The organism is Streptomyces sp. NPDC014870 (genome assembly GCF_043081505.1).
Taxonomy (GTDB): Bacteria; Actinomycetota; Actinomycetes; order Streptomycetales; family Streptomycetaceae; genus Streptomyces.
In genome coordinates this window covers 79,859-98,478 of sequence record NZ_JBIBWQ010000007.1, presented here as the reverse complement: position 1 = coordinate 98,478, position 18,620 = coordinate 79,859, and the positions used below count along the sequence as shown (strand labels likewise).

Annotated in this window: 18 protein-coding genes and 1 riboswitch; of the genes, 12 read left to right on the top strand and 6 right to left on the bottom strand. The window is 71.3% G+C overall.

The genetic code is table 11. The features are described 5' to 3' along the window. The first annotated feature begins 7 nt into the window (after nucleotides 1-7). On the top strand, nucleotides 8-463 hold the full coding sequence (locus ACF09C_RS20750; protein ID WP_015032260.1) for an Lrp/AsnC family transcriptional regulator: 456 nt from the start codon (nucleotides 8-10) through the stop codon (nucleotides 461-463). Between the two features lie 60 nt (nucleotides 464-523). Here the strand turns inward: ACF09C_RS20750 and ACF09C_RS20745 are convergent, their stop codons facing one another. Continuing rightward, nucleotides 524-1,069, bottom strand: a complete 546-nt coding sequence (locus ACF09C_RS20745) for a Repetin (RefSeq protein ID WP_392093133.1) — start codon at nucleotides 1,067-1,069, stop codon at nucleotides 524-526. 272 nt (nucleotides 1,070-1,341) lie between these two features. Here ACF09C_RS20745 and ACF09C_RS20740 point away from each other — a divergent pair, with 272 nt between their 5' ends. Continuing rightward, entirely contained in the window at nucleotides 1,342-2,148 is an 807-nt protein-coding gene (locus ACF09C_RS20740; protein WP_392093132.1) for a carbon-nitrogen hydrolase family protein, read from the top strand. Nucleotides 2,149-2,207: 59 nt separating this feature from the next. Continuing rightward, on the top strand, nucleotides 2,208-3,905 hold the full coding sequence (locus ACF09C_RS20735) for a flavin monoamine oxidase family protein (protein ID WP_392093130.1): 1,698 nt from the start codon (nucleotides 2,208-2,210) through the stop codon (nucleotides 3,903-3,905). 19 nt (nucleotides 3,906-3,924) lie between these two features. Here ACF09C_RS20735 and ACF09C_RS20730 read toward each other — a convergent pair whose 3' ends face one another. From ACF09C_RS20730 to ACF09C_RS20720, 3 genes are all read right to left on the bottom strand, one after another. Further along, complete coding sequence (locus tag ACF09C_RS20730; RefSeq protein WP_392093128.1) at nucleotides 3,925-4,626, bottom strand: DUF5995 family protein; 702 nt, start codon at nucleotides 4,624-4,626, stop codon at nucleotides 3,925-3,927. Between the two features lie 75 nt (nucleotides 4,627-4,701). Next, entirely contained in the window at nucleotides 4,702-6,102 is a 1,401-nt protein-coding gene (locus ACF09C_RS20725; protein ID WP_392093127.1) for a uracil-xanthine permease family protein, read from the bottom strand. 129 nt (nucleotides 6,103-6,231) lie between these two features. Continuing rightward, on the bottom strand, nucleotides 6,232-7,452 hold the full coding sequence (locus ACF09C_RS20720) for an MFS transporter (RefSeq protein ID WP_392093125.1): 1,221 nt from the start codon (nucleotides 7,450-7,452) through the stop codon (nucleotides 6,232-6,234). Between the two features lie 102 nt (nucleotides 7,453-7,554). Between ACF09C_RS20720 and ACF09C_RS20715 the strand changes: the two genes are divergently transcribed. Then, nucleotides 7,555-8,679, top strand: a complete 1,125-nt coding sequence (locus ACF09C_RS20715; RefSeq protein WP_392093123.1) for an ROK family transcriptional regulator — start codon at nucleotides 7,555-7,557, stop codon at nucleotides 8,677-8,679. On the opposite strand, the gene ACF09C_RS20710 is transcribed toward ACF09C_RS20715, so the two are convergent. Continuing rightward, nucleotides 8,658-9,434 carry an SDR family oxidoreductase gene (locus ACF09C_RS20710; RefSeq protein ID WP_392093121.1) on the bottom strand — a complete coding sequence of 259 codons (777 nt, stop codon included), beginning with the start codon at nucleotides 9,432-9,434 and terminating at the stop codon, nucleotides 8,658-8,660. The two genes, ACF09C_RS20715 and ACF09C_RS20710, sit on opposite strands and share 22 nt — an antisense overlap. A gap of 125 nt (nucleotides 9,435-9,559) precedes the next feature. Beyond that, a complete protein-coding gene (locus ACF09C_RS20705; protein WP_392093120.1) occupies nucleotides 9,560-11,932 on the bottom strand; it encodes a chitinase C-terminal domain-containing protein in 2,373 nt (790 codons plus the stop codon). Nucleotides 11,933-12,175: 243 nt separating this feature from the next. Beyond that, nucleotides 12,176-12,305, top strand: a riboswitch (FMN riboswitch). Between the two features lie 163 nt (nucleotides 12,306-12,468). On the opposite strand from ACF09C_RS20705, the gene ribD reads away from it, so the two are divergent. From ribD to ACF09C_RS20665, 8 genes are all read left to right on the top strand, one after another. After that, on the top strand, nucleotides 12,469-13,557 hold the full coding sequence (ribD, locus tag ACF09C_RS20700) for a bifunctional diaminohydroxyphosphoribosylaminopyrimidine deaminase/5-amino-6-(5-phosphoribosylamino)uracil reductase RibD (protein ID WP_392093119.1): 1,089 nt from the start codon (nucleotides 12,469-12,471) through the stop codon (nucleotides 13,555-13,557). Between the two features lie 2 nt (nucleotides 13,558-13,559). Continuing rightward, nucleotides 13,560-14,168: a riboflavin synthase gene (locus ACF09C_RS20695; protein ID WP_392093117.1), complete on the top strand. Its 609-nt coding sequence runs from the start codon at nucleotides 13,560-13,562 to the stop codon at nucleotides 14,166-14,168. 44 nt (nucleotides 14,169-14,212) lie between these two features. After that, nucleotides 14,213-14,806, top strand: a complete 594-nt coding sequence (locus ACF09C_RS20690; RefSeq protein WP_392093660.1) for a nicotinamide riboside transporter PnuC — start codon at nucleotides 14,213-14,215, stop codon at nucleotides 14,804-14,806. Then, nucleotides 14,803-16,092 carry a bifunctional 3,4-dihydroxy-2-butanone-4-phosphate synthase/GTP cyclohydrolase II gene (locus ACF09C_RS20685; RefSeq protein ID WP_392093115.1) on the top strand — a complete coding sequence of 430 codons (1,290 nt, stop codon included), beginning with the start codon at nucleotides 14,803-14,805 and terminating at the stop codon, nucleotides 16,090-16,092. The genes ACF09C_RS20690 and ACF09C_RS20685 overlap by 4 nt, the downstream gene beginning before the upstream one ends. Before the next feature lie 39 nt (nucleotides 16,093-16,131). After that, nucleotides 16,132-16,617 carry a 6,7-dimethyl-8-ribityllumazine synthase gene (ribH, locus tag ACF09C_RS20680; RefSeq protein ID WP_260231098.1) on the top strand — a complete coding sequence of 162 codons (486 nt, stop codon included), beginning with the start codon at nucleotides 16,132-16,134 and terminating at the stop codon, nucleotides 16,615-16,617. 35 nt (nucleotides 16,618-16,652) lie between these two features. Further along, a complete protein-coding gene (locus tag ACF09C_RS20675) occupies nucleotides 16,653-16,934 on the top strand; it encodes a phosphoribosyl-ATP diphosphatase (RefSeq protein ID WP_392093113.1) in 282 nt (93 codons plus the stop codon). 73 nt (nucleotides 16,935-17,007) lie between these two features. Further along, the gene (hisG, locus tag ACF09C_RS20670; protein ID WP_392093112.1) at nucleotides 17,008-17,856 is read left to right on the top strand and encodes an ATP phosphoribosyltransferase; all 849 of its coding nucleotides are present in this window, start codon (nucleotides 17,008-17,010) and stop codon (nucleotides 17,854-17,856) included. Nucleotides 17,857-17,899: 43 nt separating this feature from the next. Then, nucleotides 17,900-18,361: a PH domain-containing protein gene (locus tag ACF09C_RS20665; protein WP_392093110.1), complete on the top strand. Its 462-nt coding sequence runs from the start codon at nucleotides 17,900-17,902 to the stop codon at nucleotides 18,359-18,361. Nucleotides 18,362-18,620: the final 259 nt, after the last annotated feature.

Genomic DNA, 18,620 nt, shown 5'->3' with positions numbered 1-18,620 from the left:
ACCCGTAGTGCGACTCAACGACCTCGACGAACGCATCGTCCACGCCCTCGCGGAGGACGCCCGCCGCTCGTACGCCGACATCGGTTCGCTCGTCGGCCTGTCCGCGCCCGCCGTCAAGCGGCGCGTGGACCGGCTGCGGGCCGAGGGCGCCATCACCGGCTTCACCGTACGGGTGGACCCGGCGGCGCTCGGCTGGGAGACCGAGGGATTCGTCGAGATCTACTGTCGCCACAACACCTCGCCGGACGACATCAGGCGAGGTCTGGAGCGGTACCCCGAGGTGGTGTCCGCGTCGACCGTCACCGGCGACGCGGACGCCGTCGTCCAGGTCTTCGCCTCCGACATGCGCCACTTCGAGCGGGTCCTGGAGCGGATCGCGGGCGAGCCGTTCGTGGAGCGCACCAAGTCCGTCCTGGTGCTCTCGCCGCTGCTGCGGCGCTTCTCCTCCGGCTCGCCCGCGTAGCCCCGGCGGGCGGCGGGACGAAGGGCGGCGCGGGCCGTGGTTCCCGCGCCGCCCTTCGGGCTATTCGGTCGGGTAGACGAACTCCCAGGGGAGGACCTTGAAGTCGCCCGTGCCGGCCTTGACCTTCTCGAAGGGCGCGCCGCTGAGGCACGGCGGCACCACGTCCTTCGCCGGGTCCGAGGACGCCCAGGAGTAGCCGAGCCGGTCGTTCCTGCCGTTGTCGTGCACCGTCACGCCGACGCGCTTGTCCTGGAACTCCTTCACATCGGTCTCGACGACCACCCCGGTGACGACGGCCACCTTGCCGCCCGTGGTGAGGCAGTCGACCTTCACCTTCGCGGTGCCTCCCCAGTCGCCCTTGTAGTGGCTGAAGCTGAACGTGCCGGTGGCGGCCATCGGGTCCTGTCGGTCCTTCGCCGCCAGGTGGGCGTCGAAGGTGAACGTGATGTCGTCCCCGGCCGGCCGGTACAGCTTCGCCGTGCCCGTCAGCGCGGCGGCCTCCCGGCTGCCGCCCCGCCCGTCGCCCGAGGCGACGGCGGAGCCCGCGGCGCCGGCGGTGATCAGCAGTGCGGCGGCCAGGGCGGCGATCTTCGTACGGCGGTTCATCTTGGTCCTTTCGGCAGGTCAACCGGACGACCACCACTCTTCCGGCCGGGCCGCGCCGGGGCGTCGGGCCAGGGAACGGTCCGTGCTCCGCCGCGCGGCGGAGGGGCCGTACGACCGTCGCCGGAGCCGTACGCAACGAATCACCGGGACGACGGCCGATCGCGCAACGGTTCGACGGTCGGTCCGCAACGGTCCCGCCTTGTCCCGGCCGAGCCCGGAACCGTACCGTTTTTAACGGCTTCCCCCTGTACTCCGACCCTCGAGGATGGTCCATGCCCGCGCTGCGTACCGCCCTGCTCCAGAGCTCCGGTGAGCTCGGCGACGTGGCCGCCAACCTCAAGGTCCTCGACGAGGCCGCCGCCCGCGCGGCCGCCGCGGGAGCCGACCTGCTGCTCGCCCCCGAGCTCTTCCTCACCGGCTACGCCATCGGCGCCGACATGGCCCGTCTGGCCGAACCGGCCGACGGCCCCTCCGCCCGCGCCGTCGCCGCCCTCGCCGCCCGCCACGACCTGGCCATCGGCTACGGCTACCCGGAGCGCGACACCGAGCAGCACGGCGTCCTCTACAACGCGGCCCAGCTCATCGGCGCCGACGGAGCCACCCTCCTGCGCTACCGCAAGACCCACCTCTTCGGCGACTTCGAGCACCACTGGTTCACGCCAGGCGAGGACGTCGTCGCCCAGACCGAGCTCGGCGGCCTCACGGTCTCGATGATGATCTGCTACGACGTCGAGTTCCCCGAGAACGTCCGGGCGCACGCCTTGGCCGGTACCGACCTCCTCCTCGTACCGACCGCGCTGATGCACCCCGCCGAGGTCGTGCCCGAGTCCGTCGTCCCCGTGCGCGCCTTCGAGAACCAGCTCTACATCGCGTACGCCAACCGGACCGGCCCCGAGGGCGACTTCGAGTTCGTCGGCCTCTCCACGCTGGCCGCGCCCGACGGCACCGCCCGGGTCAGGGCCGGCCGCGGCGAGGACCTCGTCGTCGGCGACGTCGACCCCGCCCTCCTCGCCGCCTCGCGCAAGGACAACCCCTACCTCCGCGACCGGCGCCCGGGCCTCTACGGCTCCCTCGTCTGAGCCGCCCCCCTTCTTCCCGCCCCCGCTTTCCCGCTTTTCCCGCAAGGAGTCCGTACCCCATGACGTCCACGGTGCCCACGACCGCCGTCCCGCACAGCGACGGCCAGCCGCCGATCACCATGTTCGGTCCGGACTTCCCGTACGCCTACGACGACTTCCTGGCCCACCCGGCCGGGCTCGGCCAGATACCCGCGACCGAGCACGGCACCGAGGTCGCCGTCATCGGTGGCGGTCTGTCGGGCATCATCGCCGCGTACGAGCTGATGAAGATGGGCCTCAAGCCCGTCGTCTACGAGGCCGACCAGATCGGCGGCCGGCTGCGGACCGTCGGCTTCGAGGGCACCGGCACCGAGGGCCTCACGGCGGAGATGGGCGCCATGCGCTTCCCGCCCTCCTCCACCGCGTTCCAGCACTACATCGACCTGGTGGGCCTGGAGACGCAGCCGTTCCCCAACCCGCTCGCCGAGTCCACCCCGTCGACCGTCGTCGACCTCAAGGGCGAGTCGCACTACGCACAGACCGTGGACGACCTGCCGCAGGTCTACCGCGACGTGATGAACGCGTGGAACGCCTGCCTGGACGAGGGCGCCGACTTCTCCGACATGAACCAGGCCATGCGCGAGCGGGACGTCCCGCGCATCCGCGAGATCTGGTCCAAGCTCGTCGAGAAGCTCGACAACCAGACCTTCTACGGCTTCCTCTGCGAGTCCGAGTCCTTCAAGTCCTTCCGGCACCGCGAGATCTTCGGCCAGGTCGGCTTCGGCACCGGCGGCTGGGACACCGACTTCCCCAACTCCATCCTGGAGATCCTCCGGGTCGTCTACACCGAGGCCGACGACCACCACCGCGGGATCGTGGGCGGCTCGCAGCAGCTGCCGCTGCGCCTGTGGGAGCGCGAGCCGGAGAAGATCGTCCACTGGGCGCAGGGCACCTCGCTCAGCTCCCTGCACGAGGGCGCCCCGAAGCCGGCCGTCACCCGGCTGAACCGCACCGCGGGCAACCGGATCACGGTCACGGACGCCTCCGGTGACATCCGTACGTACCAGGCGGCCATCTTCACCGCACAGTCGTGGATGCTGCTCTCCAAGATCGCCTGTGACGACTCGCTCTTCCCGATCGACCACTGGACCGCGATCGAGCGCACCCACTACATGGAGTCCTCGAAGCTCTTCGTGCCCGTGGACCGGCCGTTCTGGCTGGACAAGGACGAGGAGACCGGCCGGGACGTCATGTCGATGACGCTGACCGACCGGATGACCCGCGGCACGTATCTCCTGGACGACGGCCCGGACAAGCCGGCCACGATCTGCCTCTCGTACACGTGGTGCGACGACAGCCTCAAGTGGCTGCCGCTCTCCGCGAACGAGCGGATGGAGGTCATGCTGAAGTCGCTCGGCGAGATCTACCCGAAGGTCGACATCCGGAAGCACATCATCGGCAACCCGGTGACGGTCTCCTGGGAGAACGAGCCCTACTTCATGGGCGCCTTCAAGGCGAACCTGCCGGGCCACTACCGCTACCAGCGCCGCCTGTTCACGCACTTCATGCAGGACCGGCTGCCGGAGGACAAGCGGGGCATCTTCCTCGCGGGCGACGACATCTCCTGGACGGCCGGCTGGGCCGAGGGCGCCGTGCAGACCGCGCTCAACGCCGTGTGGGGCGTCATGCACCACTTCGGTGGCTCGACCGACGCCACCAACCCGGGCCCGGGCGACGTCTACGACGAGATCGCCCCGGTCGAGCTCCCCGAGGACTGACGGTCCCGGGCGGGTGTCCCTAGCCCCTCGGGGCGGCCAGTGGGGTGAGCAGCATCCGTCCCACCAGGCCCACCGACCGGTCGAGGCGTTCGGTGAACTCCTCGGCCAGGTCGGGCAGTTCGCGCAGCTGCCAGAGCGAGCGGGCCGCCAGCCAGGCTCCGTCGCGGGCCCGGTCGAGGCTCCAGCAGCCCAGCAGATGGGTCAACGGGTCCGTGATCTCCAGGAGGTCCGGGCCCGGCATCACTTCCTCCCTGATGCGCTCTTCGAGCAGCACGAGGATGTCGCCGACCCGGTCGAACTCGTCCTCCAGGTCGTGCGGCGCGCAGTCGAGCGTCCGGCAGGTGTCGACCACGGCGAGTGCCAGGTCGTGCCCGATGTGCGCGTTGATCCCGGCCAGCGCGAACTGCAGCGGCCGTACGCCGGGATGGCGCCGGTAGTGGAAGAGCGGGCGCCAGCAGGCCGGCGCGGGGGCGCCGGTGGAGACGGCGTCGACGACCGCGAGGTAGCGCTCGGCGAACCGCACGTCGAGGGTCGCGGCCGCCCGCCGGTCGGCGAACGTACCGGCGGCGATGGCCCGGCCGATCTCCTCCGTGACGGTCAGATAGACCCGGTTGAAGACGCCGACGCCGTCGGCGGGATGCCAGGCCGAGCGGATGGACCGCATCCGCTCCACCACCGGGTCGACGGCGGTGAACTGCCCGATCTGCGTGGTCTGCGCCATGGGCAGCAGCGTCCCAGCAGCCGGGCCCGGGAGGGAACTCCTCCGGCCCGGCTTCCCCAGAACGGGCGAACCTGGCTAGGACTTGGTGGCGGATTCCTCGTCCGTACCGCTCTCGTACGAGCTGGTGCCGGAGTCGAGCAGGGGCTCCTGCTGCTTCATGTGCGCCGGGGCGAAGGCCCGCAGCACGTGGTAGCCGGTGATGACGACGATCGTGCCCAGCGCGATGCCGCCGAGCTCGAAGGTGTCGGTGAAGGTCAGCTTGACCCCGCCGACGCCGATGATGATGCCCGCCGCGGCCGGCACCAGGTTGAGCGGGTTGCGCAGGTCCACCTTGGCGTTGATCCAGATCTGGGCGCCGAGCAGGCCGATCATGCCGTACAGGATCACCGTGATACCGCCGAGCACCCCGCCCGGGATCGCGGCCACGACCGCGCCGAACTTGGGGCAGAGACCGAAGAGCAGGGCGAAGCCGGCCGCGGCCCAGTAGGCCGCGGTGGAGTAGACGCGGGTGGCCGCCATGACGCCGATGTTCTCGGAGTACGTGGTGTTCGGCGGGCCGCCCACGGCGGTGGACAGCATCGAGGCGGCGCCGTCGGCGGCGATGGCGGTGCCGAGCTTGTCGTCCAGCGGGTCGCCGGTCATCTCGCCGACCGCCTTGACGTGACCGGCGTTCTCGGCGATGAGGGCGATCACGACCGGCAGCGCGACGAGGATCGCCGACCACTCGAAGCTCGGTCCGTGGAAGGACGGCAGGCCGATCCAGTCGGCCTGGGAGACGCCGGAGAGGTCGAGCCGCCAGTGGTCGGTGACCTCGCCGCTCGGCGACATCGAGTGGATCTTGCCGAAGACCAGGTCGAAGACCCAGGAGATGGCGTAGCCGAAGATCAGGCCGAGGAAGATCGCGATGCGCGACCAGAATCCGCGCAGACAGACCACGGCCAGGCCGGTGAAGAGCATGACCAGCAGCGCCGTCCACTGGTCCTGCGGCCAGTAGGTGGCGGCGGTGACCGGGGCGAGGTTGAAGCCGATCAGCATCACGACCGCGCCGGTCACGATCGGCGGCATCGCCGTGTGGATGATCCGCGCGCCGAACTTCCGCACCGCGAGGCCCGCCAGGAACAGCACCGCGCCGACGACGAGGACCGCGCCGGTGACGGTCGCGCTGTCGCCGCCCGAGGCCCGGATCGCCGCGGCGACACCGACGAAGGAGAGCGAGCAGCCCAGGTAGCTGGGGATCGTGCCGCGCGTCGCGAGCAGGAAGATCACCGTCGCGACGCCGGACATCATGATGGCGAGGTTCGGGTCGAGCCCCATCAGGACGGGCGCCACGAAGGAGGCGCCGAACATCGCGACCACGTGCTGGGCGCCGAGGCCGGCCGTACGGGGCCAGGAGAGCCGCTCGTCCGGGCGGACGACGGCTCCTGGAGCGGGTGTTCGTCCGTCGCCGTGCAGGGTCCAGCGCACGCCGAGGTTCATGTGGTCGCTCCAGTTCTCCGGTGACGGCCGGCCGGTCCGCCGCGCGAAACAGCGGCAGATCGGCCGAAAAAGATCAGACACATGGTAGTGCGCCGCAGGTCACCGGGGTCCCGACGCCCAGTCGGAGGGCTACGAGACCTTCCCTGAGCTCGTCGCCGGGCTGCCGCTCGCCGCCCGGGCGGTCGTGGCCCCGCCCGCGGAGCGGAGCACTCCGGCGCCGAGCACCAGACCGAGGGCGAGCAGGGTGACCAGGCCGAAGGAGAAGATCAGCGAGGTCGCGTCGGCGATGCCGCCGATGGCCGAGGGGGCGATGAGACCCGAGGTGTACGTGATGGTGGCGACGCCCGCGATGGCCTGGCTCGGGTTCGGGCCGCTCTTCCCGGCCGCCGCGAACGCCAGCGGTACGACGACCGCGACACCGAGGCCGATGAGTCCGAAACCGGCCATCGCCACGGCGGCGTGCGGGGCGAGGACCACCAGCAGCCCGCCCACGGTCGCGGCGACGCCCCCGACCCGTACCGTCCGCACCGCGCCGAACCGGTCCACCACGCGGTCGCCGGCGAGCCGGGCGATCGCCATGGTCAGCGCGAAGGCGGTGGTGGAGGCCGCCGCGACACCGGCCGACGAGCCCAGCTCGTCCCGGAGGTAGACGGCCGACCAGTCCAGGCTGGCGCCCTCGGCGAACACCGCGCAGAAGCCGATCGCGCCGATGATCAGGGCGGACTTCGGGGGCAGCGAGAAGCGCGGCGGCGCCTCCTCCTCCGGGGTGGACTGCAGGTCGAGGACGCCCTGGCAGAAGAACAGGCCCAGCGCGGTCAGGACGAGCGCCGCGATCAGGTGGTGCAGCCGGGCGTCCCCGCCCACGTGGGCGGCGACGGTGCCGGCGGCGGAGCCGATCAGCGCGCCCACGCTCCACATGCCGTGCAGGCTCGACATGATCGACTTGCCGAGCCGGTTCTCGGTCTCGACCCCGAGGGCGTTCATCGCCACGTCGGACATGCCGGCAGTGGCGCCGTAGACGAAGAGCACCGCGCAGAGCCCGTAGATGTTGGGGGCGAGCGACGGCAGGGTGAGGGCCATCGTCCAGAGCGCGAGGAGGCCGCGCAGGGCGGTGCGGGCCCCGAAGCGGTGGCTGATCGCGCCGGCCAGCGGCATCGCGAGCGAGGCGCCGATCGCGGGGAAGGCCAGGGCGAGGCCGAGCTGGCCCGCGCTGACGCCCGCGTGGTCCTGGATCCACGGGATGCGGGTGGCGAAGCTGCCGGTGACCGCGCCGTGGACGCAGAAGACGGCGGCGACGGCGAACCGAGCCCGCCGCAGTCGTTCGGTGGTGAAGACGGTCTCGCCCGCCATGTTGCCCTCCCTCGGTTGGTGGGCGGTAAACTATCAGGAACCCTGCCTGATAAATAGTGGGTAAGGCGAAGACCGTGCGCACGCGTCTGAGAGGATCCCGGCATGGCCGCATCCCCGAGCACCGCCCGAGCCCTCAACGACCGGCTCGCCCTGCGACTGCTCCAGGACGAGGGCCCGTTGACGGCCACCCAGCTGAAGACCCTGACCGGGCTCTCCCGGCCCACCGTCGCCGACCTCGTCGAGCGGCTCCGGGCCTCCGGGCTCGTCGGCGTCGTGGGGGAGTCCGGCGCGGAGCGCCGCGGCCCCAACGCCAAGCTCTACGGGATCGTCGCCGACCGCGCGTACCTGGCAGCGCTCGACGTGCGCACCGACTCCGTGGCCCTCACCGTCGCCGACCTGCTCGGCACGACGCTCGCCGAGGCCTCGGCCCCGATCGGCGGGGAGGACGGGACCGGGCCGGCCGTCGAGAAGGCCGTCGCGCTCCTGGAGCGGACCGCGAAATCGGCGGGCGCGGAGCGACTCCACAGTGTCGTCGTCGGCGCGCCCGGCCTGATCGACCCGGCGACGGGGGAGCTGCGGGACTCCTCGGGGCTGCCCGAGTGGCACAGACGGCTGATGGCCGCGCTCCAGGAACGGCTGCCCGCGACCGTGCTCGTCGAGAACGAGACCAACCTCGCGGCCGTCGCGGAGCAGCGGATCGGCGCCGCCCGCGACCGGGACACCTTCGTGCTGCTCTGGCTCGGCCAGGGCGTCGGCGCGGCCGTCGTCCTGGACGGCCGGCTGCGCCGCGGGGCCTCGGGCGGGGCGGGCGAACTCGGCTTCCTGCCGGTGCCCGGCACCTCCGGGCTGCCCTCGGCCACCGGCTGCGAGGGCGGCTTCCACGAGCTGGCCTGCACGGCCGCGGTGGAGGCCCTCGCCGGGGAGCACGGCCTCGACCCGGCCGGTGCGCTCTCCTCCGGGCACGGCCCGTTCCTGGACGCCCTCGCCCGTCGGCTCGCGGTCGGCGCGGCCGCCGTCGCCTCGGTCCTCGACCCGGGCTGCGTGGTCCTCGGCGGCCGGACCGGCCATCTGGGCGGCCCGGCACTCGCCGCCCGCGTCGAGGCCGAGGTCGCCCGGCTCTCCCCGCTCCGTACGGAGGTCCGCGCCACCACTCTCGGCGACACGGCGGTCCTGCGCGGCGCCCTCCTTGCCGCCCGCGACGCGGCTCAGGACGCGCTCTTCCCCTGAGGGGTCTCGTGCGGGGTGTCGCCGAATCGGGTCCGCAGGAACTCCTCGAAGGTCACCCGGCCCACCGCCTGCTCCGGGGCGAGGTGGCCGCCGTCGCGCAGCCCCTGGTACGCCTTGCCCGCGAGCGGGACCTCCACGATCTTGCGGTCCGTGCCGGTCGCCCTCAGATACGCGGCCGCCAGTTCGGCGAGCGTACGGACCTCGGGGCCGCCCATGTCCTCCGCCCGGCCCGCGGGCTCGCCCTGGGCCAGCTCCGCGAGGCGTTCGGCGGCCTCCGTGACCTCCATCGGCTGGTCCGGCACGTCCTTGGGGACCAGCATCACCGGCGGCTTCGCGAGGCCGGCCAGGAGCCGCAGGATCAGGTCGTGGTACTGGGTCGTCCGCAGGATCGTCCAGTCGATCCCGGACTGCTCGATCAGTCGCTCCGCCGCCCGTTTGGCCTTGTAGTACGGCAGCGGCACCCGGTCCACGCCGACGATCGAGATGTAGACCAGGTGCCGGACCTCGGCCCGGCGCGCGGCGTCGAGCAGGTTCCGGACCGCCTGGTCGTCGCCCCGCAGGATGTTCGTGCAGTGGACGACCGTGTCCACGCCCCGGACCGCCCGGTCCAGGAGCGGCCCGCCCCTGCGCAGGTCGACCGCGTATGGCGGCGCGTGCCGGCTCAGGACGCGCACCTCGTGGCCGGCCCCGCGCAGTCGTTCGCAGACGGGGTGGCCGAGCGTCCCCGTACCTCCGGTCACCAGAAACGTGGTCATGGTTCCAGGGTGAACGCCTTCGCCGCGGCCCGCACATGCGGACCGCGGCGAAGAGCGGGAGGACCCGGCGGCGGCAAGGGCCGTGAGAACCGCCGCCGGGCGCTTACGGGGAGGAGGTCAGGGCGTCAGCAGGCGCCGAGGTCCTTCCAGACGCCCCACTCGCCGGTCGTGCCCGGCTCCTCGTTCTGCGTCCACCACTGGGCCTTCCACTTGCGGCCCTTGTGGGAGACCTCGGTGCCGCCGTTGTAGACCGTGCCGGCCACGTACGCCGGAGCGGTGCACGTGCCACCCGTCGGAGGCGTGGTGGGCGGCGTGGTCGGGGGAGTCGTCGGCGGGGTGGTGGGGGGCGTGGTCGGCGGCGTCGTGGGCGGGGTGGTCGTGCCCGGCTCCACCACCGTCACACCGCGCGCCAGGTCACCGGCGAGCGCGTACGTCGTACCGCTGATGTTGACCGTCCAGTTCGACGGCGTGGACACCGGCAGGTAGTAGTTGAACGCCAGGTCCACCGAGGCGCCGGGGGCCAGCGTCTGCCAGGCCGGGAGCTTCAGCGAGACCCGGTGGAAGTCGCCCTTCAGACCGCCCACGTTGTTCCCGGTGTGGTCACTGCTGATGACCTTCGTACCGAAGCCGGACTGGTCGGAGGCGTTGGCCGGGGCCGCCGTGGAGTAGTCGAACTGGAACTCCGTGCCGCCCGGCAGGGTGGTCGCGGTGTTGTTGGTGATCTTCAGCTTGGGCGTGATCGGGTAGTTGGAGTCGCCCAGCTTGAACTCGGTGAACTCCACGCCCACGTTCACGGCCTGGGTCGGCAGCGTGGCGTTGGACTTCTTCGCGCCGTACGGGGTGGCCGTCTTGAACTTGTCGTACATGAGCGAGGTGAGCGTGTCACCCATCTCGTACTGGCCCTTGCCGGCGTTCCAGTCGTAGTCGCCGGCCATCTCCCAGACCATCGTGCCGCCGATGCCCTTGCTGACCACGTAGTCGGCCTTGGCGGCCACCGACTGCTCGTCCTCGGTGGAGAGGAAGACCTTCTTCTGCGCGTTCCACAGCCACGGCGCGACCAGGGTCGAGTCGTACTTGCGGGCGTAGGTGCCGGTCAGCGTGGTGTTGGCGGGGAAGCCGTACTGCGTGACGTAGTCGCCGACGATCCCCTTCTCCAGGTTCTTGGCGTGCCACATCGGGTTGGAACCGGCCGGCGACTCGGCGCCGTTGGTGTCCTTGTCGTGCCACAGGTTGTCGATGCCGACGGCGCCGTCACCGCACTTGGTCAGGCCCGCGCCGGCCGGGCAGGTGGTCGCGGTGGCCTTGCCCCACAGGCCGTCGGTGCCGCCCTGCACGTTCTTGTGGCCGCGGGTGTAGTACGGCAGGCCGATGTTGATCCGGCCGGCCGGCATCGAGCCGCGGAAGTAGTGGTACGCCCAGTCGGTGTTGAGGTAGCCGATGCCGCCGTACTGCTGCGAGCCGTAGACGCCCGCCGCGGCCAGCTCGCCGTCCTTGCCGTCGTCGAAGAGCGAGGCGTTGGGACCGACGTACTCGTTCCAGGCGCCGTGCAGGTCGTAGGACATGATGTTGACGTAGTCCAGATACTTCTGCATCTGGAAGGTCTCCATGCCGCGCAGCAGGTAGCCGGAGGAGGGCGCGGCGACGGTCAGCAGGTAGTGCTTGCCGTCGGCGGCGCCGGCCCGGTCCAGCTTCTCGCGCAGCGACTTCATCAGGGCGTCGTAGCCCTTGACCAGGCCCGCGCGGCGGGCGTTGGCGAGCTGCCAGTCGAGCGGGTTGCCCGCGTCCTTCATCGTCGTCGGGTACTCGTAGTCGATGTCGACGCCGTTGAAGCCGTACTTCTTGATGAAGGCGACGGCCGAGTCCGCGAAGGTGTCGATGCCGGCCTGGTTGACCGAGCCGTCGGCGTTGGTGGCCATCGAGTAGAAGCCGCCGGAGTTCACCCGGGTGCCGTTGTCGTCGAAGTAGCCGCCGGTCTCCGCCCAGCCGCCGACCGAGATCAGCGTCTTGACGTCCGGGTGCTGCTTCTTGAACTTGTTCAGCAGGTTGAAGTGGCCCTTGTAGGCGAAGCCCGGGTCCATCTCGGCGCCCGCGACGCCCGGCCAGGTCATCCCGGTGGCGGCGTTGTTCGGCCCGTCCGCCCCGACGGACAGTTTGTTGTCGGAACCGACGTGCCCGAAGGCGTAGTTGATGTGGGTGATCTTGTCCCACGGAATGTTGTTGGCGAGGTAGGCGGGCTCGCCGTTCTTGCCGGTACGCCAGCCGGTGAAGTAGCCGATGACGCGGCGCTGGTGGTCCGCGCCCATCTTCTCGCGGCCCTCGGTGTCGTAGACCGAGCAGTACGGGACGTCGACACCCGGGGTCTTGTACAGACCGTCCGGGCGACAGCTCTCGTTGTCGGCGGCGTACGAGACACCGCCGGCGAGGGAGCTGATCAGCAGCCCGGCGACGGCCGCGCCGGACGCGAGCAGCGACACTCTCGTCTTCGTGGGGGACAACACGATCGGTTCCTCCAGGGGAGGTTGAAAAAACACAACGAACAAGGCGGTGGGTCGTGTTGGGCCCGTGGAGTGCGCACACCGACGGGCCGTTCCTCGGAGGTGACACGGAGATTAAGAGGACTAGACCAGTGCGTCAATAGGTCTGGACCAAAGAAGGGAAGGTTTGTGCCCTGTGAGCCAGCCCACAGGACCTCGCCCGCATGGCCGACGACCGGCCGTGGCACACTGGCCCTGTATCAGCAGCAGCGCACTCCGGGGTCGGTGTAATTCCGAACCGGCGGTATAGTCCGCGACCCGTCCGCAGCCAGCGGCCGGTTGACCAGGTGAAATTCCTGGACCGACGGTGAAAGTCCGGATGGGAGGCAGTGCGCGGCGGGCGACCCTTCTCCGCGGGCGCTGTCGGCCGTTTCGCCGCTGGTCGCCCTTGTCGGCGACCGGTGTGTCCGGCCTCGGCACCCCTGTGCGAACCGTCGTACCCGCTCTCTGTCGTCATCGACAGGCCCCGGAGTCCGTGCCCGAAGAGGCAGGAGGACCCGGTGGCGGAGCACGCCGACATCACCGCCATGCGACGCGCCGTCGCGCTCGCCGCCCGCGGCCTCGGCTCCACGAGCCCCAACCCGGTCGTCGGCTGCGTCCTCCTCGACGCCTCGGGACAGCCCGTGGGCGAGGGCTACCACCAGCGGGCGGGCGGTCCGCACGCCGAGATCCACGCCCTGCGCGCGGCCGGCGACCGCGCCCGTGGCGCCACCGCCTACGTCACCCTCGAACCCTGCAACCACACCGGCCGCACCGGCCCCTGCGCCCAGGCGCTGATCGACGCCGGCGTGCGCCGCGTCGTCTACGCGGTCGGAGACCCGAACCCGCAGGCCACGGGCGGTGCGGACACCCTGCGCGCGGCCGGTGTCGAGGTCGAGGGCGGGCTGCTCGCCGACGAGGCCGAGGCCGGCAACCTCGCCTGGCTCACCTCCGTACGCCTCGGCCGCCCCTTCGTCCGCTGGAAGTACGCCGCAACCCTCGACGGCCGCATCGCCGCCGCCGACGGCACCTCCCGCTGGATCACCTCCGCCGAGTCCCGCGCCGACGTCCACCGGCTGCGCGCCGAGGCCGACGCCGTCCTCGTCGGCTCCGGCACCGCCCGCGCTGACGACCCCCACCTGGCCGTCCGCGGCGTCGAAGGCGCCGTCCAGCCGCTCCGGGTGGTCGTCGACACCGAGGCGAGCGCCGTCAAGCCCGGCGCCCGGGTCCTGGACGACGCGGCGCGCACCGTGATCGCGGTCGCCGAGGACATGCTGATCGAGGAGACCGTCCACTTCCCCGAGACGTGGAGACTGTCCCGCGCTCCCGGCGGCGGCCTCGACCTCACCGAGCTCCTCGCCATGCTCCACCAGCAGGGCGTCCGCTCCGTCCTCCTCGAAGGCGGGCCCACCCTGGCCGCCGCCTTCGTCCGCGCGGGCGCCGTCGACCAGGTCGTCGGCTACCTCGCCCCGGTCCTCCTCGGCGCGGGCCCGCACGCCCTCGCCGACGCCGGAATCACCACCATCGCCGAAGCGTTGCGGCTCGACATCACCGAGACCGTGCGCATCGGACCCGATCTCCGTATCACCGCGACCCTCAAGGGAGCCTGACCGTGTTCACCGGAATCGTCGAAGAGCTGGGCGAGGTCACCGCCGTCGAGAAGCTGGCGGACGCCTCCCGCTTCCGCCTGCGCGGCCCCCTGGTCACGGAAGGCGCCAAGCACGGCGACTCCATCGCCGTCAACGGTGTCTGTCTCACGGTCGTGGAGCACGGCGACGGCGAGTTCACCGCCGACGTGATGGCCGAGACCCTCAAGAGGTCCTCCCTCGGCGCGCTCGACGTCGGCTCCCGGGTCAACCTGGAGCGCCCCATGGCCGTCGGCGAGCGGCTCGGCGGCCACATCGTCCAGGGCCACGTCGACGGCACCGGCACCATCCTCGACCGGACCCCCTCCGAGAACTGGGAGATCGTCAAGGTCGCCCTGCCCGCCCACCTCTCGCGCTACGTCGTCGAGAAGGGCTCGATCACGGTCGACGGCGTCAGCCTCACCGTCGTCGAGGCCGCCGAGGACTGGTTCACCATCAGCCTCATCCCCACCACGCTCGCCCTGACCACGCTCGGCATCAAGCAGAGCGGCGCACTTGTCAACCTCGAAGTGGACGTCATCGCCAAGTACGTCGAGCGGCTGCTCGGCCCGAACGCCGGGGGGAACCTCAAGTGAACTGGCTCAACTCCGAGGCGTTCACCGTCCTCGACCAGCACATCATGTGGTCCGACATGATCGGCAACACGATCGGTCTGATAGCCCTCGCGCTCGGCTGGCGCCGTTCCATCCTCACCTGGCCCGCCCAGCTGCTCTCCGGCGTGATCCTGGTCGGCGCCTACGCCTCCGCCCACCTCAGCGGCGGCGTCGGCAAGCAGCTCCTCGTCATCGGCGTCGCCGCCTGGGGCTGGTGGCAGTGGAACCGCGGCCGGCAGCAGGCCCAGGACGGCTCCATCGCCGTCCGCTTCGCCAGCTGGAAGGAGCGCGGCTACCTCCTCGCGGGCGCCGTCCTCGGCACCCTCGCGGTCGGCGGCCTCTTCACCCTCTACCCGTCGCTCTCCTGGTCCCCGTGGGCCGACGCGTACATCTTCGTCGGCACCCTCGTCGCGATGGTCGCCCAGGCCCGCGGCCTGGTCGAGTTCTGGTTCGCCTGGCTCCTCGTCGACCTCGTCGGCGTCCCGCTCGCCTTCAACAGCGGCCTCGCCTTCTCCGGCCTGGTCTACGTCATCTACTTCGCCCTCGTCATCTGGGGCCTGCGCGACTGGTGGCTCCGGACGCGTACGGCTCCCTCGGCTCTGGAAGGAGCACACGCATGAGCCGGCCGATCAGCGCCCTTCCCCCCTGGGACGCCGAAGACCTCTCCCTCGACCCGGTCGAGCAGGCCATCCGCGACATCGCCGCCGGCCGCCCGGTCGTCGTCGTCGACGACGAGGACCGCGAGAACGAGGGCGACCTCGTCATCGCCGCCGAGAAGGCCACCCCCGAGGTCGTCGCCTTCATGATGAGCGAGTGCCGCGGCCTGATCTGCGCGCCGATGGAGAGCGACGAACTGGAGCGGCTCCAGCTCCCGCAGATGGTCGAGCGCAACACCGAGTCGATGCAGACCGCCTTCACCGTCTCCGTCGACGCCTCGTCCGCCCACGGCGTCACCACCGGCATCTCCGCCGCCGACCGCGCCACCACCCTGCGGATGCTCGCGAGCGGCGCCCACGAGCCGGGCGACTTCGTCCGCCCCGGCCACATCTTCCCGCTCCGCGCCAAGTCCGGCGGCGTCCTGGTCCGCAACGGCCACACCGAGGCCGCCGTCGACCTCGCCCGCCTCGCGGGCCTGCGCCCGGCCGGCGCCATCGTGGAGATCGCCGGCGAGGACGGCGTCATGCTGCGGCTGCCCGAGCTCGTCCCGTTCGCCCGCAAGCACGGCCTCACGATCATCTCGATCGAGGACCTCGTCGCGTACCGCCGCTCCTCCGAGCCGACCGTCCGCCGCGAGGCCGAGGTCCAGCTGCCCACGGCCCACGGCGACTTCACCGCGTACGGCTACCGCTCCACCGTCGACGGCGTCGAGCACGTCGCCCTCGTCCACGGCGAGATCGGCGACGGCGAGGACGTCCTGGTCCGGGTCCACTCCGAGTGCCTGACCGGCGACATCTTCCACTCGCTGCGCTGCGACTGCGGCCCCCAGCTGCAGGCCTCCATGGACCGGATCACCGAGGCGGGCCGCGGCGTCGTGGTCTACCTCCGCGGCCACGAGGGCCGCGGCATCGGCCTGCTGTCCAAGCTGCGCGCGTACGAGCTCCAGGAGCGCGGCCGCGACACCCTCGACGCCAACCTGGAGCTGGGCCTGCCCGCCGACGCCCGCGACTACGCGGCCGGCGCCCAGATCCTCGGCGACCTCGGCGTCCGCAGCCTGCGCCTGATGACCAACAACCCCGACAAGATCGACGCCCTCACCCGGCACGGCCTGAAGGTCCAGGGCCGCGAGGCCATGCCGGTCCAGGCGGGCGAGCACAACCTCCGGTACCTGCGCACCAAGCGCGACCGGATGGGCCACGACCTGCCCTGGCTGGACGCGTCCACCGCGTCCACCTGCGGAAACCAGTAACCCCACCGATCCACCGATCAGTACGGCACAAGGAGAGACATGAGCGGCAAGGGCGCACCCGTCCTCAGCGTGAAGAACTGCGGCGACCTGCGCGTGGCCGTCATCGCGGCCCAGTGGCACGAGAAGATCATGGACGGCCTCGTCGACGGCGCGCTGCGCGCCCTGCACGAGCTCGGCATCGACGAGCCGACCCTGCTGCGCGTCCCCGGCAGCTTCGAGCTGCCGGTGGTGGCGAAGGTGCTCGCCGGTCGCGGCTACGATGCCATCGTGGCGCTCGGCGTCGTCATCCGCGGCGGAACGCCGCACTTCGAGTACGTGTGCCAGGGCGTCACCCACGGCCTCACCCAGGTCTCGATCGACACCGGCGTACCCGTCGGATTCGGTGTCCTGACCGTGGACAACGAGGAGCAGGCCCTCGACCGGGCCGGTCTCGAAGGCTCCCGCGAGGACAAGGGCCACGAGGCCGTCACCGCCGCCGTCGCCACCGCGACCACCCTGCGGACGGTCAGCGAACCCTGGCGCTGAGTAGCAGCCAGGCACCCCGTACTCTTAGGACCATCATGGCGAACCGAACCCCCAAAACCTTCGAAGAGCTCTTCGCCGAGCTCAAGCTCAAGGCCGAGACCGGCGACCCGGCCACCTCCCGTACCGCGGAACTGGTGGACAAGGGCGTCCATGCCATCGGCAAGAAGGTCGTCGAGGAGGCCGCCGAGGTCTGGATGGCCGCCGAGTACGAGGGCAAGGAAGCCGCCGCCGAGGAGATCTCGCAGCTGCTGTACCACGTCCAGGTGATGATGGTCGCCCGCGGGATCTCGCTCGACGACGTCTACGCCCATCTCTGACGTACCGCCGCCGAGCGCACGTCCACGCACCACCCCCTCCCCGAACACTCCCCAGGCAAAGGAAGCTCTCCCCATGCTGCGCATCGCCGTCCCCAACAAGGGTTCACTGTCCGGACCTGCGTCGGCGATGCTCCATGAGGCCGGCTACCGGCAGCGCAAGGAGTCCAAGGAACTCGTGGTCATCGACCCCGAGAACGAGGTCGAGTTCTTCTACCTGCGCCCGAAGGACATCGCCATCTACGTGGCCTCCGGCAAGCTGGACATCGGCATCACCGGCCGTGACCTGCTGCTGGACTCCGGGGCCAACGCGGAGGAGATCCTCCCGCTGAACTTCGGCCGCTCGACCTTCCGCTACGCCACCCGCCCGGGTACCGCGAAGGGTCCCGAGGACTTCCACGGCATGACGATCGCCACCTCCTACGAGGGCATCGTCGCCAAGCACCTCGCCGACCAGGGCATCGACGCCTCCGTCGTCCACCTCGACGGCGCCGTCGAGACCGCCATCAAGCTCGGGGTCGCCCAGATCATCGCGGACGTCGTCGAGACCGGCACCAGCCTGCGCAACGCCGGCCTGGAGGTCATCGGCGACCCGATCCTGACCTCCGAGGCCGTCGTCGTCCGCCAGTCCGGCGCCGGCACCGAGGACGCCCGGGTCCAGACCTTCCTGCGCCGCCTCCAGGGCGTCCTGGTGGCCCGCAGCTACGTGATGATGGACTACGACTGCCGCGCCGAGCACCTGGAGCAGGCGGTCGCCCTCACCCCGGGCCTGGAGTCGCCGACCATCTCGCCCCTGCACAACGAGGGCTGGGTCGCCGTCCGCGCCATGGTCCCCGCCAAGGACGCGCAGCGGATCATGGACGACCTGTACGAGCTGGGCGCCCGCGCGATCCTGACGACGGCGATCCACGCCTGCCGTCTCTGACGGCCGCCCGGCACCGACGTACGCACCGCACCGAGGAACAGCGATGTCCGACGCCCCGACGCCCACCCTGCCCGCACTCCCGGTCACCTTCCGGCCGGGCCGCACCCGCGCGGTCCTGCTGACGATCGGGACGGTCATGTTCGCCGTCATCACCGCGGTCACGCTGATGCTGGAGCGGCTCAGCCCCGCGGAGCGGGTCAGCTTCATCTTCGTCGGCGCGCTCTTCCTCGGTGTCCTCGTGATGCTGAGCCGCCCCAAGGTCGTCGCCGACGACAGCGGGGTCACGGTCGTCAACATCACCCGGACCCGCCGGCTGGCCTGGGCGGAGATCCTCCAGGTCAACCTGCGCCCCGGCGACCCCTGGGTCTTCCTCGACCTCAGCGACGGCACCAGCATGCCCGCGCTCGGCATCCAGCCGGGCATCGCCAGGGAGCAGGCGATCCGGGACGCCCGCGCTCTGCGCGCCCTGGCCGACAGCCGCGGCACCGGGCCGGACGCGGACTGAGCCCGGACTGAACCCGGAGGGATCCCCCCGGCGGATCCCCGACGGAACCCCGGCGGATCCCCCATACGGGGCCGACCCCCTGCCCCCGGCGGGGGTCCCGTGACTAATCTGGAGGCGGTGGTGCCCAGCGGCACCACCGCCTCGCATGTGCAAGGCCGCCGCCGGCGGCCCGCGGGGCCACCCTGCGAACCGAGGAGTGACTCCCTCCGGCAATGGACGGAAAGTCCGGTAGTACCCGCGCCGCCCCCTCCACGGAGGC

Excerpts from the sequence above, each read along its gene's own strand:
- hisG (WP_392093112.1), top strand. The coding sequence starts at position 17,008 with ATGCTGCGCATCGCCGTCCCCAACAAGGGTTCACTGTCCGGACCTGCG.
- ACF09C_RS20690 (WP_392093660.1), top strand. The coding sequence starts at position 14,213 with ATGTGGTCCGACATGATCGGCAACACGATCGGTCTGATAGCCCTCGCG.
- ribH (WP_260231098.1), top strand. The coding sequence starts at position 16,132 with ATGAGCGGCAAGGGCGCACCCGTCCTCAGCGTGAAGAACTGCGGCGAC.
- ACF09C_RS20745 (WP_392093133.1), bottom strand. The coding sequence starts at position 1,069 with ATGAACCGCCGTACGAAGATCGCCGCCCTGGCCGCCGCACTGCTGATC.
- ACF09C_RS20740 (WP_392093132.1), top strand. The coding sequence starts at position 1,342 with ATGCCCGCGCTGCGTACCGCCCTGCTCCAGAGCTCCGGTGAGCTCGGC.
- ACF09C_RS20710 (WP_392093121.1), bottom strand. The coding sequence starts at position 9,434 with ATGACCACGTTTCTGGTGACCGGAGGTACGGGGACGCTCGGCCACCCC.
- ACF09C_RS20685 (WP_392093115.1), top strand. The coding sequence starts at position 14,803 with ATGAGCCGGCCGATCAGCGCCCTTCCCCCCTGGGACGCCGAAGACCTC.
- ACF09C_RS20715 (WP_392093123.1), top strand. The coding sequence starts at position 7,555 with ATGGCCGCATCCCCGAGCACCGCCCGAGCCCTCAACGACCGGCTCGCC.
- ACF09C_RS20735 (WP_392093130.1), top strand. The coding sequence starts at position 2,208 with ATGACGTCCACGGTGCCCACGACCGCCGTCCCGCACAGCGACGGCCAG.
- ACF09C_RS20730 (WP_392093128.1), bottom strand. The coding sequence starts at position 4,626 with ATGGCGCAGACCACGCAGATCGGGCAGTTCACCGCCGTCGACCCGGTG.
- ACF09C_RS20720 (WP_392093125.1), bottom strand. The coding sequence starts at position 7,452 with ATGGCGGGCGAGACCGTCTTCACCACCGAACGACTGCGGCGGGCTCGG.
- ACF09C_RS20665 (WP_392093110.1), top strand. The coding sequence starts at position 17,900 with ATGTCCGACGCCCCGACGCCCACCCTGCCCGCACTCCCGGTCACCTTC.
- ACF09C_RS20675 (WP_392093113.1), top strand. The coding sequence starts at position 16,653 with ATGGCGAACCGAACCCCCAAAACCTTCGAAGAGCTCTTCGCCGAGCTC.
- ACF09C_RS20725 (WP_392093127.1), bottom strand. The coding sequence starts at position 6,102 with ATGAACCTCGGCGTGCGCTGGACCCTGCACGGCGACGGACGAACACCC.